This window comes from Streptomyces sp. NPDC057474 (assembly GCF_042802555.1).
Lineage (GTDB): Bacteria > Actinomycetota > Actinomycetes > Streptomycetales > Streptomycetaceae > Streptomyces.
In genome coordinates this window covers 1-20,762 of record NZ_JBHVDX010000035.1, presented here as the reverse complement: position 1 = coordinate 20,762, position 20,762 = coordinate 1, and the positions used below count along the sequence as shown (strand labels likewise).

Annotated in this window: 16 protein-coding genes and 5 pseudogenes; 14 read left to right on the top strand and 7 right to left on the bottom strand. The window is 70.1% G+C overall.

The genetic code is table 11. The features are described from left to right. The first annotated feature begins 269 nt into the window (after window positions 1-269). The 6 genes and pseudogenes from ACFU53_RS13160 to ACFU53_RS13135 form a co-directional block, all read left to right on the top strand. Entirely contained in the window at window positions 270-788 is a 519-nt protein-coding gene (locus tag ACFU53_RS13160; protein WP_383990179.1) for a toxin-antitoxin system HicB family antitoxin, read from the top strand. A gap of 80 nt (window positions 789-868) precedes the next feature. Then, window positions 869-1,711, top strand: coding sequence for a DUF4097 domain-containing protein (locus tag ACFU53_RS13155; RefSeq protein WP_383990176.1), 843 nt, complete (start codon window positions 869-871; stop codon window positions 1,709-1,711). 82 nt (window positions 1,712-1,793) lie between these two features. Then, a complete protein-coding gene (locus ACFU53_RS13150) occupies window positions 1,794-2,780 on the top strand; it encodes an ATP-binding cassette domain-containing protein (protein ID WP_383990173.1) in 987 nt (328 codons plus the stop codon). Further along, window positions 2,777-3,568: an ABC transporter permease gene (locus ACFU53_RS13145; RefSeq protein WP_383990170.1), complete on the top strand. Its 792-nt coding sequence runs from the start codon at window positions 2,777-2,779 to the stop codon at window positions 3,566-3,568. The genes ACFU53_RS13150 and ACFU53_RS13145 overlap by 4 nt, the downstream gene beginning before the upstream one ends. Before the next feature lie 296 nt (window positions 3,569-3,864). Next, window positions 3,865-4,974, top strand: a complete 1,110-nt coding sequence (locus ACFU53_RS13140; RefSeq protein ID WP_383990167.1) for a hypothetical protein — start codon at window positions 3,865-3,867, stop codon at window positions 4,972-4,974. Window positions 4,975-4,995: 21 nt separating this feature from the next. After that, window positions 4,996-5,133 (top strand): annotated as a pseudogene (locus tag ACFU53_RS13135) (IS481 family transposase); the annotation flags it as partial. Between the two features lie 9 nt (window positions 5,134-5,142). On the opposite strand, the gene ACFU53_RS13130 reads toward ACFU53_RS13135, so the two are convergent. Both ACFU53_RS13130 and ACFU53_RS13125 read right to left on the bottom strand, forming a co-directional pair. After that, window positions 5,143-7,725, bottom strand: coding sequence for a SpoIIE family protein phosphatase (locus ACFU53_RS13130; protein WP_383990164.1), 2,583 nt, complete (start codon window positions 7,723-7,725; stop codon window positions 5,143-5,145). 76 nt (window positions 7,726-7,801) lie between these two features. Further along, window positions 7,802-12,067 (bottom strand): HAMP domain-containing protein, encoded by a 4,266-nt coding sequence (locus tag ACFU53_RS13125; RefSeq protein ID WP_383990161.1) that lies wholly within the window; start codon window positions 12,065-12,067, stop codon window positions 7,802-7,804. Between the two features lie 695 nt (window positions 12,068-12,762). Here ACFU53_RS13125 and ACFU53_RS13120 point away from each other — a divergent pair. Both ACFU53_RS13120 and ACFU53_RS13115 read left to right on the top strand, forming a co-directional pair. Beyond that, a pseudogene (locus ACFU53_RS13120) lies at window positions 12,763-12,922 on the top strand (ABC transporter permease); the annotation flags it as partial. 15 nt (window positions 12,923-12,937) lie between these two features. Then, window positions 12,938-13,208 (top strand): annotated as a pseudogene (locus tag ACFU53_RS13115) (TauD/TfdA dioxygenase family protein); the annotation flags it as partial. Between the two features lie 130 nt (window positions 13,209-13,338). Here ACFU53_RS13115 and ACFU53_RS13110 read toward each other — a convergent pair. After that, window positions 13,339-13,752 carry a hypothetical protein gene (locus ACFU53_RS13110; protein WP_383990158.1) on the bottom strand — a complete coding sequence of 138 codons (414 nt, stop codon included), beginning with the start codon at window positions 13,750-13,752 and terminating at the stop codon, window positions 13,339-13,341. A gap of 261 nt (window positions 13,753-14,013) precedes the next feature. Here ACFU53_RS13110 and ACFU53_RS13105 point away from each other — a divergent pair, with 261 nt between their 5' ends. Then, on the top strand, window positions 14,014-14,370 hold the full coding sequence (locus tag ACFU53_RS13105) for a hypothetical protein (protein ID WP_383990155.1): 357 nt from the start codon (window positions 14,014-14,016) through the stop codon (window positions 14,368-14,370). A 147-nt stretch (window positions 14,371-14,517) separates the two neighbouring features. Beyond that, a complete protein-coding gene (locus ACFU53_RS13100) occupies window positions 14,518-15,735 on the top strand; it encodes an MFS transporter (RefSeq protein ID WP_383990153.1) in 1,218 nt (405 codons plus the stop codon). A gap of 115 nt (window positions 15,736-15,850) precedes the next feature. On the opposite strand, the gene ACFU53_RS13095 is transcribed toward ACFU53_RS13100, so the two are convergent. From ACFU53_RS13095 to ACFU53_RS13085, 3 genes are all read right to left on the bottom strand, one after another. Next, on the bottom strand, window positions 15,851-16,522 hold the full coding sequence (locus tag ACFU53_RS13095; RefSeq protein ID WP_383990150.1) for a hypothetical protein: 672 nt from the start codon (window positions 16,520-16,522) through the stop codon (window positions 15,851-15,853). 518 nt (window positions 16,523-17,040) lie between these two features. Next, entirely contained in the window at window positions 17,041-17,181 is a 141-nt protein-coding gene (locus ACFU53_RS13090; protein ID WP_383990147.1) for a hypothetical protein, read from the bottom strand. 27 nt (window positions 17,182-17,208) lie between these two features. Then, complete coding sequence (locus ACFU53_RS13085) at window positions 17,209-17,676, bottom strand: VOC family protein (RefSeq protein ID WP_383990144.1); 468 nt, start codon at window positions 17,674-17,676, stop codon at window positions 17,209-17,211. Window positions 17,677-18,033: 357 nt separating this feature from the next. On the opposite strand from ACFU53_RS13085, the gene ACFU53_RS13080 reads away from it, so the two are divergent. The 3 genes and pseudogenes from ACFU53_RS13080 (at window position 18,034) to ACFU53_RS13070 (ending at window position 19,898) form a co-directional block, all read left to right on the top strand. Beyond that, window positions 18,034-18,288, top strand: coding sequence for a hypothetical protein (locus ACFU53_RS13080; protein ID WP_383990141.1), 255 nt, complete (start codon window positions 18,034-18,036; stop codon window positions 18,286-18,288). 209 nt (window positions 18,289-18,497) lie between these two features. Then, window positions 18,498-18,734, top strand: a pseudogene (locus tag ACFU53_RS13075) (response regulator transcription factor); the annotation flags it as partial. Window positions 18,735-19,268: 534 nt separating this feature from the next. Next, window positions 19,269-19,898 (top strand): hypothetical protein, encoded by a 630-nt coding sequence (locus ACFU53_RS13070; protein ID WP_383990138.1) that lies wholly within the window; start codon window positions 19,269-19,271, stop codon window positions 19,896-19,898. 301 nt (window positions 19,899-20,199) lie between these two features. On the opposite strand, the gene ACFU53_RS13065 is transcribed toward ACFU53_RS13070, so the two are convergent. Continuing rightward, entirely contained in the window at window positions 20,200-20,424 is a 225-nt protein-coding gene (locus tag ACFU53_RS13065) for an FCD domain-containing protein (protein ID WP_383990135.1), read from the bottom strand. Window positions 20,425-20,435: 11 nt separating this feature from the next. Here ACFU53_RS13065 and ACFU53_RS13060 point away from each other — a divergent pair. After that, window positions 20,436-20,555: pseudogene (locus ACFU53_RS13060) on the top strand (IMP dehydrogenase); the annotation flags it as partial. Between the last annotated feature and the right edge of the window lie 207 nt (window positions 20,556-20,762).

The following is a 20,762-nucleotide window of genomic DNA, read 5'->3' as shown; positions in this document are numbered from 1 at the left end:
CGGCCCGACCCGAAGGCGAGGACGCCGATCATGGCGTCGAGTGGCACCGCTTGGCACTTATCTGGCATCACCCTGCGCCATTCGGTGCCACCCGGCGCCATCCGGCGCCATTCAGCACCCCTCTGAAGCCCATGGGCGCACATGGCGCCACAATTACCCTGACGGGCGCCAGGATATTGGCGCAGGTCAGAGCAATGCCTTCGATTGCCGACCCAGAAATGTCACCGCGCGACTTGCACATGGAGCCATTGTGGCGCCATGATGGCGTCATGGACCTCACCCCGTATGTCGACACCCTCCGCCGCGAACTCGCGGTGGCCGCCGAAGCCGGCGGTGACGAAGCCCGCGAGCTGGCAGAGAGGCTCACCGCTCCCCTGGAGTCGGCGACCCGGCTGACCATGCTCAGCGTGCTCTCCGCCGCGATGGACGAGATCACCCGCGAACTCGCCCCCGGCTCGGTCGACGTACGGCTGCGCGGGCTGGACCCCGACTTCGTGGTGACACTGCCGCTCGCTCACGGCGGCGCCCCCGCGGAGCCGGCCGAGCCCGCCGAACCACTCACGACCCCAGCTCCGGCCGACGGCGACGAGGGCGGCACCGCCCGCGTCAACCTGCGCCTGCCGACCCAGCTCAAGGCCCGCGCCGAGGAGGCCGCGAACCGCGAGGGTCTGTCGGTCAACGCATGGCTGGTGCGCACCGTGTCGGCCGCGGTCGACGGCGGCGCCCGGCCGCGTACGACGGAGAAGGCCCAGACCATCGGACAGAGCTTCAGGGGCTGGGTGCGCTAGCCGCGCCCCGCCCGCACCACTTCACCCACACCACGTCCCACCAGCGGGGACGACCCAAGACTCATGAGGACGGGACAGCCATGCCTTCTTTCGACACTCCCGAACCGATCTCGGCCACGGCGCACGTGGAGGCCGGTTCCATCCAGTTCACCGCGGGGGACCGCATCGACACCGTCGTCGAGGTGCGGCCCCGCGACCCGAAGAAGGACCTGGACGTACGGACGGCCGACCAGACCCAGGTCACATACGTGAGCGGCACACTGACCGTCAGGACGCCCAAATCCAATCTGCTCGGCCGCACCGGCACCGTCGACGTGACGGTCGAACTGCCCACGGGCTCGCGCATCGACATGACCGGCGCCTGGGCCCAGGTGCTCGGTGAGGGCCGGCTCGGCGAGGTCCGCGTGAAGACCTCGTCCGGCGACGTCCGCCTCGACACCACCGGCCCGCTGCAGCTGACCGCGTCGCACGGCTCGATCACCGTGGACCGGGTCGAGGGCCTGGCCGAGATCACCACCAGCTCCGGCAGTCTGCGCGTCGGCCTCCTCGACGGCCCCGCCGTCCTGAAGAACTCGCACGGCACCACGACGGTCGGCGCCGCGACCGGCGAGTTGCGGGTGCGCGGCTCCATCGGCGACATCGACATCCGGCGCGCCGAGGACTCGGTCACCGCCGCCACCGCGCATGGCACCCTGCGCGTGGGCGAAGTGGCCTGCGGCATCGTCCAGTTGGAGACCTCGTACGGCGCCATCGAGGTCGGCGTCCGCGAGGGCACGGCCGCCTGGCTCGACGTCAGCGCGGGCTCCGGGCAGGTCCGCAACTCACTCACCGCGTCCGAGGCCCCGGAGAAGGCCGAGGACACCGTCGAGGTCCGCGCCCGCACCCGGTACGGCAACATCGACGTCCGCCGCGCCAAGGTCTGACCTCAGAAGAACCGGCCGCAACTCACTCACTCCCCCAGCCACTTCAGCCTTCGAAGGGGAGGGCTCCGTGCCTTCATCTGTCATGTCCACATCCAAGCAGGGTGACAGTCCGCAGTCGCCCACCGCCGTCTCCACCGTCGGTCTGCGCAAGTCGTACGGCGACAAGACCGTTCTCGACGGCATCGATCTGCGCATCCCGGCCAGGTCCGTGTTCGCGCTGCTCGGGCCGAACGGCGCCGGCAAGACCACCGTCGTGAAGATCCTTTCCACGCTCATCGCCGCCGACGGCGGGCAGGCCCAGGTCGCGGGCCACGACGTCGCCACGTCACCGGACGGGGTGCGTGCCGCGATCGGTGTCACCGGGCAGTTCTCCGCCGTCGACGGCCTGATCACCGGCGAGGAGAACATGCTCCTCATGGCCGACCTGCACCACCTGCCCAAGCACGAGGGACGACGGGTCGCCGCCGAACTCCTGGAGCGCTTCGACCTGGTCGAGGCCGCGAAGAAGCCCGCCTCCACCTACTCCGGCGGCATGAAACGCCGCCTCGACATCGCCATGACCCTGGTCGGCAACCCGCGGATCATCTTCCTCGACGAACCCACCACCGGCCTCGACCCCCGCTCCCGCCACAACATGTGGCAGATCATCCGCGAACTCGTCACCGGCGGCGTCACCGTCTTCCTCACCACCCAGTACCTGGAAGAAGCCGACCAACTCGCCGACCGCATCGCGGTGCTGAACGACGGCAGGATCGCCGCCGAGGGCACCGCCGACGAACTGAAGCGACAGATACCCGGCGGGCACGTCCGCCTCCGCTTCACCGACCCGGCCGCCTACCGCTCCGCCGCCTCCGCCCTGCGCGAAGCCACCCGGGACGACGAGGCGCTGGCGCTGCAGATCCCCAGCGACGGCAGCCAGCGCGAACTGCGCTCCATCCTCGACTGGCTGGACGCCGCCGGCATCGAGGCCGACGAGCTGACCGTGCACACCCCCGACCTCGACGACGTGTTCTTCGCCCTCACCAGCGGCACCACCGTGCCCCACCAGTCCAAGGAGGATGCCCGATGAGCTCCCTCTCCCTCGCCGTGCGCGACTCGTCCACGATGCTGCGACGGAATCTGCTGCACGCGCGGCGCTATCCGTCCATGACACTGAATCTGCTGCTCACCCCGATCGTGCTGCTGCTGCTCTTCGTCTACGTCTTCGGCGATGTGATGAGCGCCGGCATCGGGGGCAGCGGGGCGGACCGGTCCGAGTACATCGCCTACCTCGTGCCGGGCCTGCTGCTGATGACCATCGGCAGCACCACCATCGGCACCGCCGTGTCCGTCTCCGTCGACATGACCGAGGGCATCATCGCCCGGTTCCGCACCATGGCCATCCACCGTGGCTCCGTGCTCACCGGCCACGTCATCGGCAGCGTGCTGCAGTCCATCGCCAGCGTGGTCCTCGCGGGCGCCGTCGGCGTGGCCATCGGCTTCCGCTCCACCGACGCCACCACTCTGGAATGGCTCGCGGCGTTCGGGCTGCTCACCCTGTTCGCCCTGGCCCTCACCTGGATCGCGGTCGGCATGGGCCTGTCCAGCCCGACCCCCGAAGCCGCCAGCAACAACGCCATGCCACTGATCTTCCTCCCCCTCATCTCCAGCGCCTTCGTGCCGGTCGACGCGATGCCCGGCTGGTTCCAGCCCATCGCCGAATACCAGCCCTTCACCCCCGCCATCGAGACGCTGCGCGGACTCCTTCTCGGCACCGAGATCGGCCACAACGGATGGCTCGCCATCGCCTGGTGCCTCGGCCTCGCGGTCCTCGGCTACTTCTGGTCCAAGTCGCTGTTCGACCGCGACCCGAAGTAGCGCGAGAAGGACCGGTCAGCGGCTTGCGGGCCGCGGCCCGCACGTCCCCTCCAGGGCGGCGCACTCCGACACGGCGTCGGCGTACGCTGCCCGTCGGCGTTCTCGGCCGCCTGCCGGGCCGGCGCCGCAGACATCGTCGGCGCATTTCGAAGGACGGCGCATCTCGCGGCCTCAGGCACCCTGGCCGCTACTTTGTCACGTGCATAGCTAGAACTTCGAGGTGTGCTGATCCACGGTGGACCCTCCTATCCGCCCGATCCGCCCGGAGGGATCCAGCAGTGAGACGAAGGCGATTTGTGGCAGGAACGATCGGCACACTCTCGGGGATCGCGCTCGGCCCGGTACCGTCCCGGGCCGACACGCCTGCGCCCCGTACGCAAGGCTGGCAGGCCGTACCGGCACCCGGCAGCACTCCCGCCGCGCAACTGCGCCGCATCGCCGTCGCCGGGCCCCGACTGGCCTGGGCCGTGGGCGAGGAGAACCTTGGCCCGCAGTCCCAGCAACGGGGGCTGGCCATGCTGTGGAACGGCAGCGTCTGGACGAAGACCGACCTGTCGCATCTCGGCCACACCCGGTTGATCGACGTCGCCGGTGTGCGCGCGACCACGGCATGGAGTGTGGGCCAGCCCACCGGAGACGGCAGCCCCCTGCTGCGCTGGGACGGAACCACCTGGTGCGAAGCCGACTTCCCGGGCAGGGGCGAGCCGGACGTTCGGCTCAGCTCGGTGGCGGTCGGCCCCGACCGGCAGGTGTGGATCTGCGGCAGCCGAGGCGGCGCCGCCCGTCTGCTGCACGGCAACGGGCGACGATGGCGATGGCTGGACCCGCTGCCCGTCGCGAGCGTGAACCTCTACCGGGTCGTGGTGCGCCCGCCGGGCGAGGTCTGGGTGAGCGGAGACCAGTCGAACGGCGGAGGCTGGTCCGGACTCGTGGCCCGCTGGGACGGAGCGTGGACGGTCCTCCCCCCGGTCACGGGCCTGCGTCTGGGCATCGCCGATCTCCACTCCGCCGGTCCGGACGACGTATGGGCGGTAGGCACCGAGGCCGGCGTCGGCGGGCCGATCGGCCGCCCCGGCAACCCCGCCCTGAGCCACTGGGACGGCACGGCCTGGACCCGGATGGAAGCGGGCTTCACCCTCGGGTCGTTGACCGGAATCGCGGGCGACGCGCAGGGCCGCGCCGCATGGATATCGGGCTGGAACTTCCAGGACCAGAGCCGCAGTACGTACCTACAGCGGAACGGCGACACCTGGGCCGTCGTCCGGGGCCCGGCCGGCACGGCCCCGGCCCCGTACCTCAATGACGTGACATCCGTTCCCGGCACCACGGAATTCTGGTCGGTGGGCATGACGCGTCCCAGCCCGTATCCCCCGACCGAGGCCTACGCCGAACACCTCCACGCCTGACACGGATCTGCCGCGGCCGGGATCACCCACAAGCGAACCCGCCCCTACCGCACGGAGACCGAACGACGAGACACGTCCCTCGACTGGCTGTACACCTACGATCACCGCCGCGGACACACCGCGCTGAAAGGCCAACCACCCGCCAGCCGCGCCCCCAACCGCACACACCTAGGCCACCCGGATGCCCACGAGGCACGTGTCGTCGTCCGTATCGGACTTGCTGTGGGTGAGCAGGCGGTCCAACTGCTGGTCGAGCGTGGGCGGGACCGTGCGCGCGGCCGTCAGCAGCTGGGCCAGCGACTCCTCGACGGATCGGTCACGCCGTTCGATCAGGCCGTCCGTGTACATCAGCAGGGTGTCATCGACAGCCAGTTGGACCTCGTGTTCCTCGTACGTCGCCTCGGGCACGGCACCGAGCAGCAGGCCCTTGACCAAGGGCAGCGGCGCCGCTTCGCTGCCGCGCACCAGGACGGGCGGCAGATGGCCGGCCCTGGCCCAGCGCAGGGTGTGGCGGTCGGGGTCGTACAGGCCGCAGACCGCTGTGGCGGTGACGGCTCCGGTCAGATGGTGGGCCACCATGTTGAGCCAGGACAGCAGCTGGCCCGGTCCCGCGCCTGTCACGGCGAGACCGCGCAGGGCGTTGCGCAGGACGACCATGCTGGTGGCCGCCTCGATGCCGTGTCCGGCGACGTCTCCCACGCACAGCAGCACCAGCCCGGACGGCAGCACCACCGCGTCGTACCAGTCGCCGCCCACCAGGTGCTGGGTCTCCGCGGGCCGGTAGCGAACGGCCACCCGCAGCCCGGGGGCCTCCAGCGGGGCCTGCGCCGGGGGCATGATCGCGTGCTGGAGCTGCAGGGTGAGCCGGTTGCGTTCGCTCGCCTGCTGCTCGGAGTGGGCGAGCTGGTCGCGGGTGGCGGCGAGGGCGACCTCCGTCCAGTGGTGGGCGGAGATGTCCTGGTAGGCGCCCCGGACGACGAACAGCCGGCCGTCGGAGTCGAGGACCGGCTCGGCCACCACGCGGATGTGCCGGGTCACGCCGTCGGGCCGCTGGAGCCGGAAGGCCGCGGACGCGGGGCGCCGGTGGTGCAGCAGGGTGCGCAGGAACCTGCCGATGGCGACGGCGTCGTCGGGGTGGGCGTGGGCGGGCAGGTCCTCCAGCGGGACCGGGCCGCTGGCGGAGGGCTTGCCGTAGAGGCTGTAGAGCTGGCCGTTCCAGGTGATCTCGCCGGTGAGGAGGTTCTCCTCGAAACCGCCGATGCGGCCGAGGCGCTGGGCGTGCTGCAGCAGGCTCGCCAGCCGTGCCGTCTCGTCCTCTATACGCCAGATGAGCAGGACGCTGCCTCCGTGCCGGCTGATGTTGATGTCGGCGACCCCCGCCAGCGGGACGTCGTCCACCAAGGCCGTGAGCCGCACGCGGCGGGCGCGGAACGGCTCGCCCGTGGCGTAGACACGTTCGATCTGCTCGAACAGTTCGCCCTCGCCGGCGGCCATCGGATACGCCTCCAGCAGCAGGGCTCCGTTGACGACGCCTCGCGGCCGGCCGGCCGGGTCGAGGAAGCGGCTGTTGACGTGGTGGATGCGGAAGTCGACGAGCTCCCCGGTGGCATCCAGATGCGGGACGAGCACCAGCGCGGGGTCGTGCAGACCGTCGGCCAGGTCCATCAGTTCGGCGACGACCGGCAGGATCCCGGGCCGCGAAGCGCCGTCGGGGTGGTGCGGGGTGGAGGTCTCCAGCGTGTGCGCGCACAGGTCTGCCAGGGCCTCGACCTGACGGACGATCTGCGGGGGCTGGGCTTCCAGCGGCGTGGGCCACACGATTTCCAGCACTCCGTGGATCCGGCCGCCGGTGCCCGCGGGTACGGCGACCCGGCCGCCGTCGGGGTGGTGGTGCCGGCCGATGGAGGGCAGTCCGGTCTCCGACAGGCAGCCGATCCACTGGCCCGTTCGCTCGCCGAGCCCGCGACGTGCCACCGTCACCACGCCCGGCGGCACGTATCGCCAGCGTGCTGCCTCCGCGGCCGAGAATCCGGCGCTGCCCGCCAGGGTGAGGGAGCCGTCGGCGCCCAGCGCCCAGATGGCCACGGCTTCCGCGCCGAGCGGCGTCAGAGCGTGTTCCAGCAGGGAGTCGGCCACGGCCTGGGCGTCGTGGGCGGCCAGCGCGGCGCTCTCGGCGGTCCGCAGCCGTACGGCGAAGGAACCGTTCCCCGGCGGGTCGGTGGCGTCGCCGCGGCCCGCCGTGGTCTCGAGGAAGGCGGTCGTCACTTCGGAGAGCCTGTCGCGCGCGGCCTGGTTGATGACCTCGACAGCGAATTCGAGGGGTGTCACACCCGCTTGCCCGGTCAGCTGGGCGAGCTGCCGTGCCGCCTGCGACGGCCCGCACCCGAGCCGCTCGACAAGGATGCCCTTGGCCAGCTCGATCACGGCACGTCCGTCCGCTTCCGCCTGGGCCGCCTGCACCTCGCGGCGCAAACGCTCCACGGTCGCCGCCAGTCTGCCGACGGGGGAAGGCTGCCCCCTGCCGTCTCCTTCTCTCGTGCCGGTCGCGGCCGGATCGTCTTCCTTCGTGCCGGTCGCGGCCGGATCGTCTTCCTTCGTGTCGGTCGCGGCCGGATCGTCGCCGCGGACGACGGGCATCGTGTCGGACGGGTCATCGGAAAGCAGGTCGATGTCCGCCGTCGGGTCCTCGGCGGGCGACTCGCCCGTCGAAGCCCCGGCGTGCGGCTCGGCCGGCTGGTGGGGATCGCTCACGGTTGACCTGTTCCTCGGCTCGGGCGTCCAGGGACGCCACGCGGTCGGCTGATACGCGCGGCGGAGTGACTCACGTTCACACGGACAGCCAGCGTCGGACGCGGCCGATGAGGTCATTGGTGTCGACGGGCTTGGTGACGTAGTCGTTCGCGCCCGAGGCGAGGCTCTTCTCCTGGTCGCCGGGCATGGCCTTCGCGGTGACGGCGATGATGGGCAGATCGGCGTACTGGGGCATCGCGCGGATCTCGGCGGTGGCGGTGTAGCCGTCCATCTCCGGCATCATCACGTCCATCAGGACCAGCGAGACGTCCGGATGAGCGAGCAGCATCTCGATGCCCTTGCGGCCGTTGTCGGCGTGCAGGACGTGGAAGCCGTGAAGTTCCAGCATCCCGCTCAGCGCGAAGAGGTTGCGCGCGTCGTCGTCGACCACGAGCACCGTACGGCCGAGGAAGGCACCGTCGACGACCTGCGCCGCCGGGCGCTGGGACTCCTCGACGCGTACCAGTGACAGCACGTCCCCCGGTTCCTCGGCGGACAGGTGCAGGGTGATCCGTTCGCGCAGTTCGTCCAGGCTGGACAGAAAGTCCAGCGGGCGGCCGTCCGCACGGGAGCGCAACGTCTGCTCGTGCGCCAGGTCCACGCGATGACCGGTGTGCACCAGTACGGGCACACTGGCCAGCGCCGAGTCACCCTCCATGGCCTCCAGCAGACGCGCGCCCTCGTCGTCGGGCATGCCGAGTTCGAGGACGACGCAGTGGCAGGGTTCGGCGGCCAGTGTGCTCGCCGCTTCCTGCGCACCGACCGCCGTGATGATGTCGATCGCCCCGGGCGAGTCGTCGTCGGGCGCCAGGTCGGCGACCGCGCGTTCGGCGACGAGGGTCAGCAGTCCGCGTGGGCGGTCTTCGACGACGAGCAGGCGGCGTCGGCGCTGCTCGGGCACCGCGGGGGCGGCGGCGTCCGGCCGGGAGGTCGCCGGGAGCTCACGGTCGGTGGTGTGCGGATGCTCCGTCGGTAGGCCGCCGCCCAGCAGATCCTCGAAGTCGGCGCGCGCCACGGGGAGGTAGAGGGTGAAGGTACTGCCCTGACCGGGTGTGCTGTCGACCGTGACGGCGCCGCCGAGCAGATGGGCGATCTCCCGGGTGATCGACAGGCCGAGGCCGGTGCCGCCGTACTTGCGGCTGGTGGTGCCGTCCGCCTGCTGGAAGGCCCCGAAGATCGTCTCCAGCTGCTGCTGGGGGATGCCGATACCGGTGTCCTTCACACGGAAGGCCGCGACGGGGCCGCCGCGGAGGACGCCCGTGGGCACCTCCCTGTCCGCGGCGGGTTCGATGCGAAGTTCGACGCTGCCCTGTTCGGTGAACTTCACCGCGTTCGACAGCAGGTTGCGCAGGATCTGGCGTAGCCGGGAGTCGTCGGTGAGCAGGTCGGCGGGCGTGCCCGGCGCGGTGGCCACCGTGAAGTCCAGACTCTTCTGCGTCGTCATCGGCCGGAACGTCGCCTCGACGTACTCAAGCAGCTTGCGCAGGGGAACCCGCTCGGGAGTGACGTCCATCTTGCCGGCCTCGACCTTGGACAGGTCGAGGATGTCGTTGATCAGCTGCAGCAGGTCCGAGCCCGCCGAGTGGATGATGCCCGCGTACTCGACCTGCTTGGGCGTGAGGTTGCGCGAGGGGTTCTGCGCCAGCAACTGGGCCAGGATCAGCAGGCTGTTGAGCGGGGTGCGCAGTTCGTGGCTCATGTTCGCCAGGAACTCCGACTTGTACTTGGACGCCAGGGCCAGCTGCTGTGCGCGGGTCTCCAGCTCCTGCCGTGCCTGTTCGATCTCCAGGTTCTTCGCCTCGATGTCGCTGTTCTGCGAGGCCAGCAGGGAGGCCTTCTCCTCAAGTTCGGCGTTGGAGCGCTGCAGTTCGTCCTGCTGCACCTGCAACTCCTCCGACCGTGCCTGGAGTTCGGCGGTCAGCCGCTGGGACTCCCCCAGCAGTTCGTCGGTGCGCGCGTTGGCCACGATGGTGTTGAGGTTGACGCCGATGGTCGGCATCAGCTGGGCGAGGAAGTCCTGGTGGATCTGGGTGAAGCGGGTGACGGAGCCCAGCTCGATGACACCGAGGACCTGGTCCTCGACGACGATGGGCAGCACCACCAGAGCGCTGGGCACGGCCTGCCCGAGACCGGAGGAGATGGTCACGTAGCCCGGCGGCAGCTCCTCGACACTGATGGGACGGCGGTTGCGCGCGGCCTGCCCGACCAGCGAGCGCCCGACGGGGATGCGGTCGGGCCGGTCGGTGTCGTCGGGATAGCCGTACGAGCCCACAAGCCGCAGCTCGGGACCACGCTCGGTGTCCTCGGCGAGGTAGAAGGCGCCGTACTGTGCCGAGACCAGCGGCGAGAGCTCGTCCATGATGAGCTCGGCGACGACGGGCAGGTCGCGGTGGCCCTGCATCAGACCGGAGATCCGGGCGAGGTTGGTCTTCAGCCAGTCCTGCTCCTGGTTGGCCCGCGTGGTCTCACGCAGGGACCCCACCATGGAGTTGATGTTGTCCTTCAGTTCGGCGACCTCGCCCGACGCCTCCACGGTGATCGAGCGGGTCAGGTCGCCCTCGGCGACGGCGCTGGCCACCTCGGCGATCGCGCGGACCTGACGGGTGAGGTTCCCGGCCAGTTCGTTGACGTTCTCCGTCAGCCGCTTCCAGGTGCCCTCGACACCCTCCACCTCCGCCTGTCCGCCGAGCCGTCCCTCACTGCCGACCTCGCGGGCGACACGGGTGACCTCGGCGGCGAACGACGACAGCTGGTCGACCATCGTGTTGATGGTGGTCTTCAGCTCCAGGATCTCGCCGCGGGCGTCGACGTCGATCTTCTTCGACAGGTCGCCGCCCGCCACCGCCGTCGTCACCAGGGCGATGTTGCGGACCTGGCCGGTGAGGTTGTTGGCCATCGAGTTGACGTTGTCGGTCAGGTCCTTCCATGTGCCCGCGACGTTCGGCACGTGCGCCTGGCCCCCGAGCCGTCCCTCGGTGCCGACCTCGCGGGCGACGCGGGTGACCTCGTCGGCGAACGCGGAGAGCGTGTCGACCATCGTGTTGATGACGTCCGCCAGGGCCGCGACCTCGCCCTTGGCCTCGACCGTGATCTTCTGGGACAGGTCGCCGCGCGCGACGGCCGTGGCGACCTGGGCGATCGAGCGGACCTGGCCGGTCAGGTTCGACGCCATCACGTTGACGTTGTCCGTCAGGTCCTTCCAGGTCCCCGACGCGCCCCGGACGATCGCCTGTCCGCCCAGATTGCCCTCCGTGCCGACTTCGCGGGCGACGCGGGTGACTTCGTCGGCGAAGCCGGAGAGCTGGTCGACCATCGTGTTGATGGTGTTCTTCAGCTCCAGGATCTCACCGCGAGCGTCCACGGTGATCTTCTGGGAGAGGTCGCCCTGCGCGACCGCCGTGGCCACCTGTGCGACATTGCGGACCTGCGCGGTGAGGTTGCCCGCCATGAAGTTCACGGAGTCCGTGAGGTCGCGCCATGTGCCCTTCACCCCCTTGACGTCCGCCTGGCCGCCGAGACGTCCCTCGGTGCCGACCTCGCGGGCGACCCGGGTGACCTCGTCGGCGAACGCCGAAAGCTGGCCGACCATCGTGTTGATGGTGTTCTTCAGCTCCAGGATCTCGCCACGGGCGTCAACGGTGATCTTCTGGGAGAGGTCGCCCTGGGCCACCGCAGTGGTCACCTGGGCGATGTTGCGGACCTGGGAGGTGAGGTTGCCGGCCATGAAGTTGACCGAATCGGTCAGGTCGCGCCAGACACCGCCGACGCCGGGCACCTGGGCCTGTCCACCGAGCCGACCCTCGCTGCCGACCTCGCGCGCGACGCGGGTGACCTCGGCGGCGAACGACGACAGCTGGTCGACCATCGTGTTGACGGTCTCCTTCAGCTGCAGGATCTCGCCACGCGCGGGGACGTCGATCTTCTGCGAAAGGTCGCCCTTGGCGACCGCGGTCGCCACCTGCGCGATGTCGCGCACCTGTGTGGTCAGATTGCCCGCCATGGCGTTGACCGAGTCGGTCAGGTCGGCCCAGGTGCCCGAGACGCCCGGCACCTCGGCCTGACCGCCGAGCGTGCCTTCGGTGCCCACCTCGCGTGCCACCCGCGTCACTTCCGAGGTGAACACGGACAGTTGGTCCACCATGCCGTTGAAGACCGTGGCGATGTCACCGAGCAGCCCCTCGCCGTCGGACGGCAGCCTGGTGCCGAAGTCGCCGTCCCGTACGGCGGTCAGTCCGGCCAGGAGCTGCCGTAGCTCCTGCTCGCCCGGGGCCCGGTCGACGGCCTCGATCGTCTTGCTGCTCATGCGCACCCTCGTTCCGCTCCCCAAGAGCCCTCGCGCCGAGGACTCGGAACCCGCGCCGGACCTGTGAAAGGCCCGCTGACCGTCCGTATTTCCGCAGTTCATTGATCGGTCGGTTGAGAAAATCCGGTGAAGGTTAACTCAGTTGTCGCCCGACAACCAAAGCCTGGTGCGAAGATCTCGGCCTCCCGAAAGGACACCGTCCCGAGTGGAATACACGGACGGGCACGGGGTACTCGGTCGGGTTCGGGACTGCCGTTTCGCGTGTGGGCCGGAAGGGCACCCTCGACAGCTTGTCCCGGCCGTTCCGGCTCCCGGTCGTCGCGCGACGGATGACCCCGTACTCGTCGTGATCGGCGGTCTGACCGCCACGGAAGAACCACGCTCGCCCATCTGTTGACGGCGGCAGCCGGTGGATCCAGGAGCAGCGCCGCCCCTATCTTCCGCCACCGGCACGGGAGTTGCAGTGGTCCGCGCCGAAACGGTCATGTACAAGCAGTCGTGGGCGCTCCGGAACATCGGCTCGACCGGAGCATCGCTCTCGCTCGGGGACGGCCGCCATGTCTGTCGACGGCAGCTGCTCATGCCCCGGCCCCATGGAGGACGCCCAGAGTCCGCCCTTCCTCGCTCCTGTTGTTCCATCTCCTGTGGCAACTGCCCGGCGGTGAGCGGGACGTGTCCACGACGCACGACGGTGGCTGCTCATGGGCACAGTCGGTTGGATGCGCTCACGGTTCGAGCCCTGGATCGCCTTCCTGCGGACGCTGCCACCACTGGCGTACCTCTCACTGCTCATCACCTGGCTGGGCATCAACGAGGAAGCCGAAGGTCACCCTGCCGGCCGTGGCCGCCCGTCCTACGTGCTGTGGTGCTGCCTACGAGTCGCTGTCGCCTGGCCTTCGGGGCGTACGTCGACACGCTCGCCGCAGTCCACGACGGCACGCGCAAGTTCGGCCACTACCTGTCCCGGCACCGGCAGGGCCGCGGAAACCTGTGGGAGGGCAAGGTGTTCACCGAACTGACGCCGGTGGAGCACCCGGTGGTGCGGGTGCACCCCGAGAGCGGCCACAAGGGCCTGTTCGTGAACCCCGGCTTCACCTCGCACATCGTGGGCGTCGCGCTCGAGGTGTCGACTCAGGTGCTCAAGTGCCAACCGAATTGCACAGCATCGTCGGTTCGGGGTGGGTGGGCATGACTTCGGTCGGCGGCGGGAGAGCTAAGCGTTCGTTTCAGGCCGCTCGCCGGTCGGCGTGCGGACGGCTTCTCAGCCACGCCTACGACTGGATCCACCGCCCCAGCGCCTCGGCCGTGTTCTCCGGCGCCGTGTTGAAGCACAACCGGATCCCGGGCGCCGCCTCACTGAGGACGTTGACCAGCCGCTCGAACAGCAGGGTGTTCTCCGGCAGCATACGTACGCCACCGCCGATCATCGCCAAGCCGAACGTATGCTCCTGAAGATGCTCCCGGACGGTCGCCTCGGCGCGGTCCGGAGAGGTGTCGATCAGGCACGGGACAGTATCGAAGCCCGCCTCACGCAGTGCCGCGTTCCCGGCCTCGATCCGGGTGGTGAGCACCGCCTCGTCGAGACCGTCGGGCATGCGGCTGTAGTCGAGCACACTCGGATGCAGCCCGATGGACAGTACCTTCGTGTCCCTCGGCAGAGGAGTTGACGTCGTCGGCCGGCCCACGGGCGGTGTCCTCTCTGCTCGCGTCGCGGTGATCCTTCCGGTGTATCACGGAAGCCGGGCGGCGGACCCTCTCAGCTCGAAATTCCGGATGATCTGCGCCGCCACCCCGGCGCTGACGGCCCCCGCCCCTCAACACCACCGAGCAATCGCCCGGATCCCTACCAGCAGGCCCTTGCAGAACCGCCGTGGCGGGCGCGGGAGCACGCTGCTGCACTTCGACGGCGAAAGTGGACGCGGATCGCCGATCCCGACGGCCTTGAGGTGGACGACCTGCTGTCGGGCATCGTCTTCGACGAGACCGGGGACGTCTACATCTCCGGCAGGTCCCGATGCGGCCGCGTGCCGCGCAGGTCCGCGACGCAGGGCTTCTCGGTGCTGGGGCGCCACGACGCGCCCGTCATCGACATGGCTCACGTCGACGGCCGGTTGTTCTTCGCCGCCACAAAAGGGGGCGTCATCGAATGGACGCCCGAGGGCCCGAAGACGCTGCGCGACGACATCACCCCGCGGTCGATCGACGAGGGCGAGGGCCGCATAAATGTGACCGAGACCCGGGGCGAGGCCGAGTACTCGGAGCTCGACCTCTTCGGCGGCCGGTGGCAGCGGCGGTTCCACTGAGTCGGGGAACGCCGACGCCCACCCGGCCCTGGCTGAACGGCCTGGCCGAGATCGCCTCCGGCGGGTTCGTCGCCCGACCACCGCCGAACCCACCGTGCGGGCGGAGTCAGGGCGCGTGCGGCGGCGGGCGGGGTTACCGTCTGCGGTATGGGCGGTGATCTTCGACGCTGGCGCCGGTGCCTGCTCAGCGGGGCGGTGTTCGCCGTCTGCATGGCCGGCACGACACTGCCGACTCCCCTCTACGGCCTCTACCAGGAGAAGTTCGACTTCTCCGAACTCACCGTCACCGTCGTCTACGCCGTCTACGCCGTCGGCGTCATCGGGGTGCTGCTGCTGGCGGGCAACGCCTCGGACGCCGTGGGCAGGCGTCCGGTGCTGTTGTGGGGCCTGGGATTCGCGGCCGCGAGTGCCGTCTGCTTCCTGTGCGCCACCGCGCTGGGCTGGCTGTATGCGGGGCGACTGTTGTCGGGTCTGTCCGCCGGCCTGTTCACCGGGGCTGCCACGGCGTACGTGATGGAGTTGGCACCGCCCGGCGGCGTCTCTCGGGCCATGTTCGTGGCGACCGCCGCGAACATGGGCGGGCTCGGCTGCGGGCCGCTGCTCGCCGGGGTGCTCGCGCAGTACGCCGACTGGCCGCTGTACCTGCCGTTCGCCGTTCATCTCGCCCTGGTGGCCTGCTCGGCCACCGTGGTGCTGCGGCTTCCGGAGACCGTGCGGGAGCGCCGACCGCTGAGCACGGTACGGCCGCAACGGCCCAGCCTGCCCCCGCCGGTGCGGGTGGTCTTCGGACCGGCGGCGGCTGCCTCCTTCGTGGGGTTCGCCCTGTTCGGGGTGTTCACGTCGGTCAGCCCGTCCTTCCTCGCCCAGTCCCTCAACGTGCACAACCACGCGGTGAGCGGGCTGGTCGTCGCGTCGGCCTTCTTCGCCTCGACCGTCGGGCAGCTGGCCGTCGGCCGGGTCGGCGTGAGCCGGTCACTGCCGCTGGGCTGCGCCGGGCTCCTGGCCGGGCTGGCGCTGCTGGCGGGCGCGCTGCGGTGGGATCTCCTGTTTCTGGTGGTGCTGAGCGCGATCGTCGGCGGGGCGGGGCAGGGGCTCGCGTTTCGCGGAGCGCTGTCCGCCGTGGCCTCCGCGTCCGAGGCGGACCGGCGCGCGGCCGTGATCTCGGCGCTCTTCGTGCTGGCTTACGCGGGTATCTCGGTACCGGTCATCGGCGTGGGGCTACTGGCGGGGTCGATCGGCCTGGAGGGCGCCGGGCTGGTGTTCATCGCGTGCATGGCTCTTCTGGTGTCGTTCGCAGGCGTCTACCTGCTACGGCGTCCGGTACCGGCAACGGAGGCCGGCGGGGTGCGCCAGGGGACGAGTTGATCGGCTGGGAGTCGGCCGATGCATCGCGGTTCGTCTTCCGCTCTTGGGGCCGGATCTCTGGACGTGACCGGTACCGAGGCTCGCTGGTCTTCACTGTCGGCGCTCGACGGCCGGCTCAGCGCCCTGGCCGCCTGAAGTGGGCGTAGGGCGGATACGGTTTGAAGCAGATCAGTACCTCGATGGGGTGCCCTCCGCCGGGTTCCTGGACCAGCGTCGGGAGCGCCGTCATCAGCGCCGAGTGGCCCTCGACGACGCCCTTCTGGTGCGGGCCCCAGCCCGCCGCGTGGGCGAAGGACGTGGCGGTCTCCGCGAAGACGTCCCGGCTGCCGAACAGGAAGAACGTGCGGGCGTGGGTGGCGTGCCGCAACTCGTCCCGGGAGCCGGCCCGTTCCCAGCGTTCTCGCCAGGTGGTGGCGTCCCGGACGGTGCGTGCCTCGTCGGTGCGGACGGTCAGCGGGGCTCCGTTCACCAGCTTGCGCCGCAGCTCGGGCCACTTGCTGGGGCGCAGGCCGAGCGTGTGGTGAACCAGGACGAGGTCGACCAGCTCACCGACGCCCTCGTCGGGGGGAAGGCTGTTGCGCAGTGGTACGTGGACGATCGTGTGCCGGGAGTAGGCGGCGAAGGAGAGCAGGGCCGCGAGCCGGCTCAGCCCGTCGTGGTCCCCGAGCAGCAAGCCGATGGGCTCGGGGGCGCGCAGTGAGGTGTGACGAAGGGGCTGCCCGGGCTGGACGACACGATGTTCGTGCGGCCCGGTCCGGGGCCTGAACTGGCGCAGCCTCAGCCGCATACGAAGTGCCTCATGACCTCAGGATCGCGGGTGGCGGGTCTCCTCGGCAACGGAGTTTCGCCCACCGGCGGCAGCCGGCGGATACCGGTCGGGTCAAGCGGGTCATAGGGGTGACCGGCCGCCCAGCCGCGCTCCGGCCGCACCTACCGGTCTCGGCGAACGTGCAGGTCGTCATCGACGCCGGCACCCGCCTGGTGATCGCCACCCACGGCTCAGGGAGTTGGCTACATGCCGGTCCGCAGGCGGCCGCGCCGGTCGGTCTTTGGACCGGGGCGGCCGTCACGCTCCCGCACAGGTCCGGGCGCTTCGGGTGAGAGGGCCGCAGCGATGGTGCGGGCGAGTCGTCACCGACGGAAAACACCGCTGCTGAGGCGCTGCTCGTCCAGCTGGTCGAGCGCGGCGACGATGAGACCGCCGTAGGCCGCCGCCAGCCACTCGGGCGACAGATCGCCGCGCAGCTCGCCCGTCTGCTGGCGCTCGGCGACGTAGCTCTTGAACTCGGACGTGTTGGGCAGGTACTACCACCTGTTGTTGGGCGCGATCAGGAACCGGCAGCGATCACCGACGGCCACGATGTCGCCGCTCAACCGCAGCAACACGTCGAGAGCGGGGCCGCTCTCCCGCAGGCGCCGCGCCATCAACTCGTCCACCTCGGCCACGACATGGTCGTGGATGTGACGGGCAGCTCACGCTCCGCCGGACATGGCCTCCCCGGCCCGCTTCTCCAACTCCTCCGGCGAGATGTCCTCCACATGCGTGGCGACGTGCCACCGATGACCGAAGGGGTCCTCGAAATGCCCGACCCGGTCGCCGTAGAACTCGTCCTTGACCGCGTTGAGCTCCGTGGCACCCCTGGCGAGGGCCTTGGCGAAGACCGCGTCCACGTCCTCGACGTAGACGTACAGGTTCACCGGTGTGCCGCCCAGCGACTTCGGCCCGCGGAACCCCAAGTCCGGGAACTCGTCCGCGACCATGACCACCGAGTTGCCGATCTGCAGCTCGGCGTGATGGATCTTGCCGTCGGGGCCCGCCATCCGCATGCGCTCGGTAGCGCCCAGAACAGAGACGTAGAAGTCGATCCCGGCCGCCGCACCGTCGACGCAGATGTACGGCGTGACGCTCGGATGTTCCTCGGAGAAGGGCTTTGCGCTCACTGTCTGCCACCTTCCGGTCAGTGACGGCCGTGGGTCTGTCGCGGTCATCGCCGCTGCCCAGGCACGATCGCCATGCCCATGAGTGCCGATAAGCCGAGATACAGGACAAGCCTGGCACTCATCACCAAACCGCGCAGCCAGACGGCCCAGGAAGCCGTACGGCCGCAGGGCAGGTCGGTGTGGAGCGGACGGTGGCGTAATGGCCGAGGCTCCGCTTGCCCCCCGCGTCCACCCCAGCCGAGGCCGCTGCTCCTTGCCGACGAAGGCCGACGAAGGCCGGCAAGAGCTGAGAAGGGCTGCCCCGCCACCCCACGCATCGGTCCCGGCCCGAAGTGGACCGCCTGGCCACTGCTGCCCGTGGGCCTGGCGCTCGTCGCGGTGACGGCGGGCCGCAGGGCTGCCGTTCGCGCGGGCCTGGTCGCCCTCGGTGTGGCTGGGCTCGCGGCGGTGCCCGTGGCGCTGGTGGATCCGCGGGCGTTCACCGAGCACGTGGTGCTCTTTCCGCTCGGCGCGGGTGGCGTGACGTCACCGGCGACCAGTCCGCTGCCCGGGTACCTGCTGGCCGCGTATGTCCCGGTGGGCGTGCCGTCGCGGCCGCGGCGGTCGTGGTGACCGCCGTCGCGGTGGCGGTCTCGCTGGTCGTGCGTCCGCCGCGCACCGCCGTCGCGGCCGCGGACCGGCTGGCGCTCGGACTCGGCCTGGCCAGGTGCCTCATGCCGGCCACCCGCTTCGGCTACCTGGTCTACCCGCTGCTCCTGGTCGTGTGGTTCCGCCAGGGCGCCCGCCGGGACAGGAGGACATCGGTGACCGTTTCCGCGCACCGACGCGACGCTCGGCTCAGGCTGAACGGCCTGACGCCACGGGAGTCCGAGGTCTTGCTGCTCGTGGGGGCGCGGGGGCTGTCGAACACGGAGATCGCCGAGACACTCGTGGTGGCGGAGCAGACCGTGAAGAGCCACATGACCCGACTGCTCGCCAAGCTGGACGCCCGCGACCGAGCCCAACTGGTCGTCTTCGCCTACGAGTCGGGACTGGACGCCCCAGGCGCATCGTCATGACGGGTCGTCGGCCCCGCGCGAAGGCCCGCGCCATTGCGGCCCGCGTAGCACCGTCATACCCCGGTAGGGGAGCGAAAGTCGCCACCCAGATGTGACGCCCACTCCTCGATCGCGCCTTTGGCTTCACCGCGTTCCGCATCAGCAACCGACCCGCACTGAGCGCGCATGCACCGACTCATCGCCTTCGACCACGTCAGCGGCCGGTACCGCACCTACGCCGACGATCGGGACCGACTACTGCGAGGCCGACCCCCGGGGTGGCGGACCTCGGGGTGGCCAGGTCGAGGGTGGCCCTGGGCACGTTCGCGGGTCAGGTCCCAGACCGGGCCCGGCCTTCCGCAGTCCCCGCGTTCAGGCGCCCGGCCCGGCATGAGCAACCGTCGGCGGGACGGTTCCCCCGCCTCGTCCCACCGGCGGCGCCCCTCTCCGCAGGAAACACATGTCGGTCGTATGCGGCAGACGCACCAGCCATGAAGGCGCGAAGGTGAGTAACATCCGCACACAGCGCATTCGTTTGCCGGGAAGGGAACCGCCATGACCGAGACGCCATCAGAGACAACTGATCTCAAGGCGCAGTACACCGCCCAGGTCGCTGCCGACCTCGAGCGCAACGCCAAGGAGCAGGATCGACTTCGTGGGGAGATCGACGCCCTGCAGGACCAACTCCTGAGTCTGCAGCATGACCACACCGTGCTGGTGAACATGCAGCAGGCACTCGGCGGCGTGACACCTGAACCTGTTTCCGCACCCGAAGACGTCGCAGCACCTTCCGTTCCCCGACAGAAGACCGCCACGGAAACCGGCAAGCGGACGCGCGCGAAGAAGGACACTCCCCCACAGGGCGCCAAGCAGGCGAAGAAGTCCACCGCCAAGACCGAGGTCCCCAAGAAGTCCCAGCCCACCCTCGTCGAGCTCATCCGCCGCCACCTCACCGAACAGAGCGAACCGCGCTCCGCGGCAGAGGTCGCCACCGCGCTCAGCCAGGCTCACCCCGACCGCCGTATTCAGACCAATGTCGTGCGCACCACCCTCGAAGGGCTGGTAGCCAAGAGCAACGCCCAGCGCGCCAGGCAAGGCTCATCCGTCTACTACACCTCTGCCGACGCGCCGGAACCGACCACACCGTCCCCGGCCGATTCCGAACCCGCGTCGGCGGACAGCTGAGGCTGGGCCTCTCCACTGCCCCGGAGACGGCCGTGCGGTATCCGTCGAGGCTTTCACCGGGGCCGGGGGCGTCAGCCATTGAGCTGCACCCATGCCTGGTTGATGGAGGCGGTGTACTGCTGGACGCTCGCCGCGCCGGGGGTACCGAGGCGCTCGCCGAGAAGACGCGCTGCTGCCGGTTCCGCAGGGCGTCCGCGCGCAGCGCTCGCCTGGCGGGTGGTGTGCTCTCCGTTGCTGCCCTACGCCCACCCTTGCCAACCGGAGACATCCGTCCGCTTGTCCCGTGGCGGAGACCGGCGTCCTAACCGGTGGCAGCCTCGGCGAACTGGTTGGTGTCGAAGAGCTGGTTGATGTGTCCGCCGAGTTCGGACCAGTGGTGTCCGGAGAGTTCGGCGGCGGCGCGGGTGTCGCCGTCGGCGCAGACGTCGATGAGTTGGTCGTGGTGCTCGATGGTGTTGCGGCCGCCGAGCAGGGTGGAGAACTTGCGGTAGAGGATGCGGTGGATCTGGGGGTGGAGCTGCTCCACGATCCGGCTGCTGGGACCGCAAGATCGACCCGGGCAGGGTCTTCGACCTCACCCTGCCGCTGGAGCATGCCGCGGAGGGCTACAAGGCCATGGACGAGCGACGCGCCACCAAGGTGCTCCTCACGTTCTGACCTGCCGCCGAGCACACCCCCGGGGCCTCCCGGCGATCGGTTCGCATCGCGATGCCGACCGCCGGGAGGCCCCTGCTCACTTGCAGCCCGTTGTTGAGGAAGGAGACGACCTCTCAGTTGATGCGGACGATCTTCCAGAGCTGGTCGTCGTTGTTCACGTCGTTCCACTGGACGACCGGAGCGCCGTTACTGGTGGCGGACTGGGCG